Here is a 6,938-nt window from a genome sequence, read left to right as displayed (position 1 = left end):
TAATTTCAGGACGAGACATAATATTGGGGATTTCGGCAATAGTATCCACCTGTTTTCGCGCATAGTGGCCAGCTTTTTCGGTCTATATTGTTCACTCTATTTCGCTCCAAAGTGGCCACTCGGCTCATTTTAAGCGGTTTTAAGCTTTCCGGAAGCCTGACCGGACTCATTGATTGTTTTGTATAGAGAAATTAAATTGTCGATGCGCTAAAGGCCTTAAAATCGAAACTTATAAATCTTTTGTTGGAGTATTTTTTATCGAGGGTAATTTTCTGTTAGCCCAAGGCTAAATTGTCCTTTTAGACGCTGAATATTGCCTTCTAAGGAATCAGGCGGAGGGTCAGTGGGCCAACAATTACGAATACTGTTTGAAAAATGACCAGGTCAGATTGGACTGGATTGGATATATTTGGGTCAGTCTTTAGGATACTATCAAAACCAGATGGTAAAAAACGGGGTGTACAGTTTGGAATGAGAATCACTGCACACTTTTAGCGAAATCCCCAACTTGACTATCGTTAAAGTTAAAGGAAGCGTAATCGAAGTCAAAACACCTTTTAGTACTTTGAATGATAAGCTTATTTGTTACTTATACTAATGGAAAGATAGTCGTTACTGATAATGGTTGGATTGACCAAAACTACTACAATTTTACAGTTTCTGACAGTAATGTTCTTATACAGAATCGAATCATTAGTAGCTTTGAATCTACATATTCGATTAAATCTACAATAGATTTTACTGGTGTTAAATTCTTTTATAAAACTTGTAAGCAAGAATCTGAAATTACATCAGCTATTTTCGATCTTGGCCATTTTTGCGTTGGTGTAATTAATGCATTAATTATTGATTTTTCTGATGATAAAGAAGCGAAAGAAAAAGAAAGGTTTAAAAGTGATGCTAATGATTTTATAAGATTAAACTACGATAATAATGTACATTTTAGGCATTCACTTGATGATTTGAAGGGTGTGCGCTTCAATGCAATAATTTCCAAAAAAACAGATATTTATCTACTTTCATACGTTACTGGTTCATCTCAAAATTTATTTAATGACGATCTAAGAAAATCAATCGTAAATTTTGAATTGGCTTCTAAATCAAAATTCATTAATAATATAAAAGAAATGCTAACTCTGATTAATGATGAGTGTGATGGGTATAAAATCGAGGCAAATTCTCAAGTTATGGGACTTTTAGAAGAGAAAACTACTAAACCACCTATACCTTGGAGTAACAAAGAAAAATTACTAGAGTTAATTTGAGAATAAAAAACACCCAACTACACTTTGATGGGTGTAAAATTGGGTGTTAATTTTGTAACCTATTGGTATTTAGGCTGATTGGTGGAGCCGAAGGGAGTATTCAGTTCTTTCTTATCTTGCTGTTAGACAACTTATTATTGGCTGTTGTGGAATGTTGGTGTCAATAAGGTGTGCTATAATCCACCTTTTGCAATCCGATCCTCTAGTTTTTCTATTATAGAGAGCATCCTGTTTTGATTGATTTCAAATACTCTTATTTTCTTTTCAAGTGAAGCAATTTCGGCCCTTAGTTCAGTAATGGAATCGATAGTGTTTCTCTTTTTTGGTTCGTTTAAAATTTCTGGGCCGGTACCGTGCATGTACCATTCGGAGTTCATATTAAACTTGGTAAAAAATTTTTCCAGCAAAGCTAAACTTGCCTGACGTTGCCCGGATTCTACATAGGATAGAGTTGCCTGTTTTACTCCAAGAAGTACAGCTGCCTGGTTTTGGCTTTTATGGATACGCTGAGTTCTAAAATGAATTAACCTTTTTATCCTTTGCTGTTCCTGCACATCAGCTTTTATCTTTTCTTGCTCTGGTGTCATCGTTTCTATTTTTATGATGTAAAGGTAGTTGGTCGCCCTGAGGTTCACAATCCTAAAAAACTACTAGCTATTTATTTACTATATGTGTTTGGCGGCATTATAAACATTAGTTCGCAATAGCAAAATTATAATCCAGGTATGCACAGAGCTGGTTCTCGTTTCTTGTTAGCCAAAGGCTATTCTCCTGTTCCGGATACTCCATGGTAAAGTGTATGTTGTCGTAAACCGCATCACCGAATATCAAAAGCATTTGGTTTGTTTGGTCTACAATTCGTTGTTCACTGGTATTCCAGTTATTAAACCTAACCTTGTACATTGGAGGCTCCGCCCTCGCAAGTACATTAACGTTTATGGTATCCTGCTTATAGATGCCATGCTCATCGAAATCAGGGAAAGAGCCGGCTTTAAAGCCATTGACCGGCCATATATCAGTCCCGTAAATGTGGCTTTCCTCCAAGATATGCATAACTGCAGAAAACACTCGGTTTATAATTCCGAGCCTGATGGCCGTCTGCTCTTTTTTGGTCATTATTCCGAGTAAATAATTTTCCCGCCAATTGCTCGTGCCAACTTCTCTAATCTTAAATATACGTCTTTTGAAAGTTTATTTTTTGTGAAAGGTGTTGGCTCAAAAGTTTCTTTAGGACCAAGTTCTCCCATTAGGTTGTTTAACCGTTTTGTTTTTGGAGTTATGATAATTTGATTATCCTTGGCAGTAACTTCTAAAACTAACTGTCGATAGTAATTAGTTCCCTCAATTGTCAATGGTTCGCTGCTTAATTGATTAAATTCAGTATCCTTTTTACCAATTTTGTATTCTAGTGAAACAAGACTTTCTCCGGCTGCTAAATAGTTTTCCTTTGCAGTTGCCTTATTCAATAACACTATCTTTTTTGTCCCATTAAAGATTGTGCTGTCTTGTTTTTGAGCGAAAGCCCAAATTGGTAACAACGCGAGTATTGTTAAAATAGATTTTTTCATTTACCTTGTTTTTGTTATAATTCTTACTACGCTGAATATTTGTTCCACTTCATCTAAATAAAGTTCCTCATCTTCATAATCAGGATTAAGAGAGTGGATTTTTATTATTCCATCATCGACATTATGATCAATAATTTGCTTTATTAAAATTCCTTCTGTTTTGTGGACAATTACCCAATTATCATAATTATGGGTGTGAAGCTTATACATCCATTGGTGCTTTGGCAAATCTCTGCCAATCGCTATTCTACCTGGGAAAATGCTCTGCTCCGCGAGTTCTGGAGAACTGAGGCAAACCATGCTGTCTCCTCTCACTTCAAATCCAAGATATGTGCCTCTATGTTTTTGGTCAACCGCTATTACCTCGTAATCAAAATCGTCGTAGTACTCAGGATCTGCAAAGCCTCTTAAATAACCAGCATAAGCTTTTGCCGGTATAATTTTTACTTTCATTCCGATGGTGCCATCGGGCGCGAATAAGAACTTACCATCAGGTGCAGTATCATCCTCCTTATGTGGGTAAAGACTAATTGGGGTGGCCTCGAGCCTGGGATTAGTTGGCTCTACATTTGGGTAAACCATTGGTGTCTTTCCGTCAAGCAAGAACTCTCTATTAAGGTCAGGAAAGGTGTGTAGAATTTTCTCCAGTAAGCTTGGTTTTATTTCAGTTCCATTTTGGGCCATTTTCGCCAGCCTGCCATTACCGACCATTAGCATTCCTTCCGCCTCTCTATTGCTTAATCCTCTGTACTTTAAAAATAAAGCGAGTCTTTCGTGTTGGTGTTTAATTTTTTCCGATTGATTTTCAGGCATTTAGAAATTTCTATTAATATTTCTACACTATTTCTATGTTATGTAGAAATTTCTACAGATATTTGTATCACATAACAATAACACAAAGGTAATTATAAACATTTAAAACGCATATCGCAAATAACTACTACTATGAACTCACTAGCTAATAATTGGGGTATTAACCTGGATGTTGAGGTCGGAATATTGACGAAGCGGGAGATAGAGATTGTTCAGGGCTCGATTCTGCCGGACAAGGAATTAGCCTACAACTTGAATATGAGTTACTTCACCTTGCTCTCTCACTTGAAGAACATTCGAAACAAAACTGGATTACAGGGAGGCAAGGAGCTTGTCTACTTCGGAATGAAAAAAGGATTAATCAATTAATATAAGTTATATGGAATTAGCACAAACAACTCCGGCAATAGGGGTTATGACGATCCTTAAGTCACTACCAGAGGGTAAGGAAGCGCCATTCTTAATTAATAGGGAAGGCTACATACGCAACCAAGCAAGTTTGGCTAATGGGCGTTTCCCTGATCGCGAATATAGCGTAAATCGAAAAGGCACCAAAGTAGTTGCCAGCTGGAAAAGGAGGGAGCTATGCAAGGAGTAAGTATTGTAGAAACAGCTACACTGCAGGCGCTGATTTTTAAAGTGGAGAATTTGCAGGAAACGGTAATGCAAACACTGGCAGACATCAATGAGGCTAAGAAACCTTATTTAACCTTAAAAGAGGCAGGTGTATTACTGAATAAGTCAGAAAAGTGGATGCACACCAATAAGCACGAGATAGGATGCTCAAAAACAGGCGGAGATTGGACCTTTAAAAGAAAAGATATCGAAGCCTACATTAATCAATCATACTTTAAAAATACCCCATGACCGCTTTCGACCACCTATTATTTGAGTATCGCTTAAGGATTGAGCAGGCCTCAGCAACTGAAATCTTAAAACTATCATCGGAAATGATGAACATAATCGATAATCATGACAAATAGCACAACACAGGTTCAGGCTATCTACGATAAGGTGGTTGAACGTCACGCGGAGTTTCGCAAGGCAAAAGAGCAGGCAGCAAAAAGCGCGATTAAGCGTGCAGCACTTGCCACATGGAAGCACATGAGTAAGGATACTGCTTTTATTGTATCAGTAATTGCCTTCGGGGCAGCATTCATTTACACATTAATAACAATTATAACTCGATAATAATATGAATACAGAATTAGTAACCTCGAACAGAATGCCATTTAATGATATCATGACGATGGCAAGAACATTTGCAGAAAGTGGGATGTTCACTGATGCTAAGCAAATGGGGCAAGCATTTGTAAAAATTCAAGCAGGTCAGGAAATTGGGATTCCTCCCTTTGCAGCAATGTCTGGCATACATATCATTCAAGGAAAGCCTACAATTGGTGCAGGGTTAATCGCTTCTACAGTTAAAGGAAGCGGTAAGTACGATTACAAGGTACTTCAAATGGATGAAAAGGTTTGTTCTATTGATTTTTATCAAGGGAAAGAAAAGTTAGGGAACAGCACTTTCACTATTGAAGATGCCAGAAAAGCCCAAACCAAAAATTTAGATAAGTTCCCTAAAAACATGCTTTTCGCCAGGGCAATTAGCAATGGTGTAAAATGGTATACCCCTGATGTTTTTGCAGGACCTGTTTATACCCCAGAGGAAATGGATACGATTGATGTAACACATACCGTCGTTGATGACAAAGCTACAGATCCGTCAAATCCGGTCGACTATGAAAATTCATTACGTGAATGTGGGTCGTTGGATGATCTAACCAAAGCTTGGACTATCATCCCTAAATATGAGAAGCCCAAATACTTGGCATTAAAAGATCAACTAAAAGCAAATTTCGATGCTGATGCTACCCCGATTTACATGCCAGACGCCGATTACAAAGCATTTCTTAAGGTGTTAAAGAAAAATGGGGAGACTGAGCTTGTTAAGAAGCGGGAGTTTTTTGACTTCACCGCCGAACAGGAAACAGAGATAGCTAACATTATCGCAGGCCAAACTAACGCAGCATAATCATGGAAAACAAATTGTTAACACTTAAAGCAGAAGATTTAGCGGTAATGTATGCCGCTAACTTTTCGAAGAAAGACGCAGAGAATGCAGGCTACAATTTAGCTGTAGATGTTTTTGAAAAAGGGGAGGTGGAACCGCTACATGTATTGTCTAATCTCTCAAGATTAAAGGCTGTGATCGATAGCGCAGAAAAAACTTTCCGTTCAAGGCTTGTATTGAATACCAGAGACAGCTGGAATGGGGTTTCGTTTACGCCAAAAAACGGAGCCGAAAAGCTGCAATACAGCGAAGATCCAGAAGTTGCAGAATTAGAACGTAAGTTGGCTGAGCGTAAGGAGCTTGTTAAACTTGCAACTAAATCGAAAGACACTATATACGATTCAGAAGGAGTCGAGGTGCCAAAAGTTTCAAGCCTATTCGATAAGTCATCCATAACTATAGCTTTTTAATCTTCACCCCAAAATATTCATTCACATCTAATTTTAAATAAAATGTCACAAAAAATTACACCCAACAACATTACCAAGCTAAAGAAAAAAGAAGTTTTCGTGTTTGGTTCAAACATGAACGGCGAGCACATAGGTGGTGCAGCTAGGTTAGCACTTGATGAATTCGGTGCGATCAATGGCCAAGCAAAAGGGTTGCAAGGTAGCACTTATGCTATCCCAACATTAAATTACAACATGCAGAAGATTGCTTTGCCTGATCTTGCCACATTTGTACAAGAGTTCATTGAATTTGCAAAAAATGAAACGAAATTCAACTTCCTTGTTACCGAAATTGGCTGTGGTATTGCTGGGTTCACTCATGCCGAAATCGCCCCCATATTTAAAAATGCATTAGGTATCAAAAACATTTACCTGCCACAAGCTTTTGTAGATGTTATTTCCGCTCCAGTGTTAACACCTGGTTTCAAAGGTTTCGGTTTGGATATGAAATGCCGTGATTTTCAATATGAGTTTGGCAAAAGCTATGAAATGGATGGCAAGCCAGAAGCATGTGCAAAAGGTTTTCACTATTGCGAGCATCCGTTAGATGTTTTTAATTATTACCCACCAGCATGCAGCAGATTTGCTGAGGTTACTGGGGAAGGTGAAACCTCAAAAGAAACTGGTGGTGATTCAAAAGTTGCTGTGTCGAAAATACATATTGGGGCTGAAATAAGTATAGCGAGTTTAACTAAAGCTGCAGTTAAATTTGTTTTTGATAGGGCTAAATATTCTGAAACACCAACAGATAAGGCAACAGGTTATCAGGGTG

The 6,938-nt window shown here is 37.9% G+C and carries 12 protein-coding genes; 8 read left to right on the top strand and 4 right to left on the bottom strand.

Going from position 1 to position 6,938, the window contains the following annotated elements; all coding sequences use genetic code 11:
- Positions 1 to 569 precede the first annotated feature (569 nt).
- Positions 570 to 1,265 carry a hypothetical protein gene (locus DBR40_RS21615; RefSeq protein WP_124561814.1) on the top strand — a complete coding sequence of 232 codons (696 nt, stop codon included), beginning with the start codon at positions 570 to 572 and terminating at the stop codon, positions 1,263 to 1,265.
- Positions 1,266 to 1,438: 173 nt separating this feature from the next.
- Here DBR40_RS21615 and DBR40_RS21610 read toward each other — a convergent pair whose 3' ends face one another.
- The 4 genes from DBR40_RS21610 to DBR40_RS21595 all read right to left on the bottom strand — a co-directional run bounded on the left by DBR40_RS21610 (position 1,439) and on the right by DBR40_RS21595 (position 3,646).
- Positions 1,439 to 1,852, bottom strand: a complete 414-nt coding sequence (locus tag DBR40_RS21610; protein WP_124561813.1) for a helix-turn-helix domain-containing protein — start codon at positions 1,850 to 1,852, stop codon at positions 1,439 to 1,441.
- A gap of 106 nt (positions 1,853 to 1,958) precedes the next feature.
- Entirely contained in the window at positions 1,959 to 2,381 is a 423-nt protein-coding gene (locus DBR40_RS21605) for a hypothetical protein (RefSeq protein WP_124561812.1), read from the bottom strand.
- Positions 2,381 to 2,833, bottom strand: a complete 453-nt coding sequence (locus DBR40_RS21600) for a hypothetical protein (RefSeq protein WP_124561811.1) — start codon at positions 2,831 to 2,833, stop codon at positions 2,381 to 2,383. The genes DBR40_RS21605 and DBR40_RS21600 overlap by 1 nt, the downstream gene beginning before the upstream one ends.
- The gene (locus DBR40_RS21595; RefSeq protein WP_124561810.1) at positions 2,834 to 3,646 is read right to left on the bottom strand and encodes a helix-turn-helix transcriptional regulator; all 813 of its coding nucleotides are present in this window, start codon (positions 3,644 to 3,646) and stop codon (positions 2,834 to 2,836) included.
- A gap of 132 nt (positions 3,647 to 3,778) precedes the next feature.
- Here DBR40_RS21595 and DBR40_RS21590 point away from each other — a divergent pair, with 132 nt between their 5' ends.
- The 7 genes from DBR40_RS21590 to DBR40_RS26920 form a co-directional block, all read left to right on the top strand.
- Positions 3,779 to 4,015 carry a helix-turn-helix transcriptional regulator gene (locus DBR40_RS21590; RefSeq protein WP_124561809.1) on the top strand — a complete coding sequence of 79 codons (237 nt, stop codon included), beginning with the start codon at positions 3,779 to 3,781 and terminating at the stop codon, positions 4,013 to 4,015.
- A 10-nt stretch (positions 4,016 to 4,025) separates the two neighbouring features.
- A complete protein-coding gene (locus DBR40_RS21585; protein ID WP_124561808.1) occupies positions 4,026 to 4,244 on the top strand; it encodes a hypothetical protein in 219 nt (72 codons plus the stop codon).
- Positions 4,232 to 4,513: a helix-turn-helix domain-containing protein gene (locus DBR40_RS21580; protein WP_124561807.1), complete on the top strand. Its 282-nt coding sequence runs from the start codon at positions 4,232 to 4,234 to the stop codon at positions 4,511 to 4,513. The genes DBR40_RS21585 and DBR40_RS21580 overlap by 13 nt, the downstream gene beginning before the upstream one ends.
- A gap of 105 nt (positions 4,514 to 4,618) precedes the next feature.
- A complete protein-coding gene (locus tag DBR40_RS21575; protein ID WP_124561806.1) occupies positions 4,619 to 4,837 on the top strand; it encodes a hypothetical protein in 219 nt (72 codons plus the stop codon).
- Between the two features lie 4 nt (positions 4,838 to 4,841).
- On the top strand, positions 4,842 to 5,678 hold the full coding sequence (locus tag DBR40_RS21570; RefSeq protein ID WP_124561805.1) for a hypothetical protein: 837 nt from the start codon (positions 4,842 to 4,844) through the stop codon (positions 5,676 to 5,678).
- A 2-nt stretch (positions 5,679 to 5,680) separates the two neighbouring features.
- Complete coding sequence (locus DBR40_RS21565; RefSeq protein WP_124561804.1) at positions 5,681 to 6,127, top strand: hypothetical protein; 447 nt, start codon at positions 5,681 to 5,683, stop codon at positions 6,125 to 6,127.
- A gap of 42 nt (positions 6,128 to 6,169) precedes the next feature.
- Positions 6,170 to 6,938: hypothetical protein (locus DBR40_RS26920; protein WP_199748411.1), on the top strand; the 769-nt coding region annotated here is incomplete at its 3' end.

The sequence above is a fragment of the Pedobacter sp. KBW01 genome, from assembly GCF_003852395.1.
Classification (GTDB): domain Bacteria; phylum Bacteroidota; class Bacteroidia; order Sphingobacteriales; family Sphingobacteriaceae; genus Pedobacter.
This window is presented reverse-complemented; position numbering and strand designations above follow the sequence as displayed.

What these genes read in the sequence shown, in the direction of transcription:
- DBR40_RS21615 (WP_124561814.1), top strand. Translation starts at nt 570, where the DNA reads ATGATAAGCTTATTTGTTACTTATACTAATGGAAAGATAGTCGTTACT.
- DBR40_RS21565 (WP_124561804.1), top strand. Translation starts at nt 5,681, where the DNA reads ATGGAAAACAAATTGTTAACACTTAAAGCAGAAGATTTAGCGGTAATG.
- DBR40_RS21585 (WP_124561808.1), top strand. Translation starts at nt 4,026, where the DNA reads ATGGAATTAGCACAAACAACTCCGGCAATAGGGGTTATGACGATCCTT.
- DBR40_RS21610 (WP_124561813.1), bottom strand. Translation starts at nt 1,852, where the DNA reads ATGACACCAGAGCAAGAAAAGATAAAAGCTGATGTGCAGGAACAGCAA.
- DBR40_RS21605 (WP_124561812.1), bottom strand. Translation starts at nt 2,381, where the DNA reads ATGACCAAAAAAGAGCAGACGGCCATCAGGCTCGGAATTATAAACCGA.
- DBR40_RS21575 (WP_124561806.1), top strand. Translation starts at nt 4,619, where the DNA reads ATGACAAATAGCACAACACAGGTTCAGGCTATCTACGATAAGGTGGTT.
- DBR40_RS21600 (WP_124561811.1), bottom strand. Translation starts at nt 2,833, where the DNA reads ATGAAAAAATCTATTTTAACAATACTCGCGTTGTTACCAATTTGGGCT.
- DBR40_RS21570 (WP_124561805.1), top strand. Translation starts at nt 4,842, where the DNA reads ATGAATACAGAATTAGTAACCTCGAACAGAATGCCATTTAATGATATC.
- DBR40_RS21590 (WP_124561809.1), top strand. Translation starts at nt 3,779, where the DNA reads ATGAACTCACTAGCTAATAATTGGGGTATTAACCTGGATGTTGAGGTC.
- DBR40_RS21580 (WP_124561807.1), top strand. Translation starts at nt 4,232, where the DNA reads ATGCAAGGAGTAAGTATTGTAGAAACAGCTACACTGCAGGCGCTGATT.
- DBR40_RS21595 (WP_124561810.1), bottom strand. Translation starts at nt 3,646, where the DNA reads ATGCCTGAAAATCAATCGGAAAAAATTAAACACCAACACGAAAGACTC.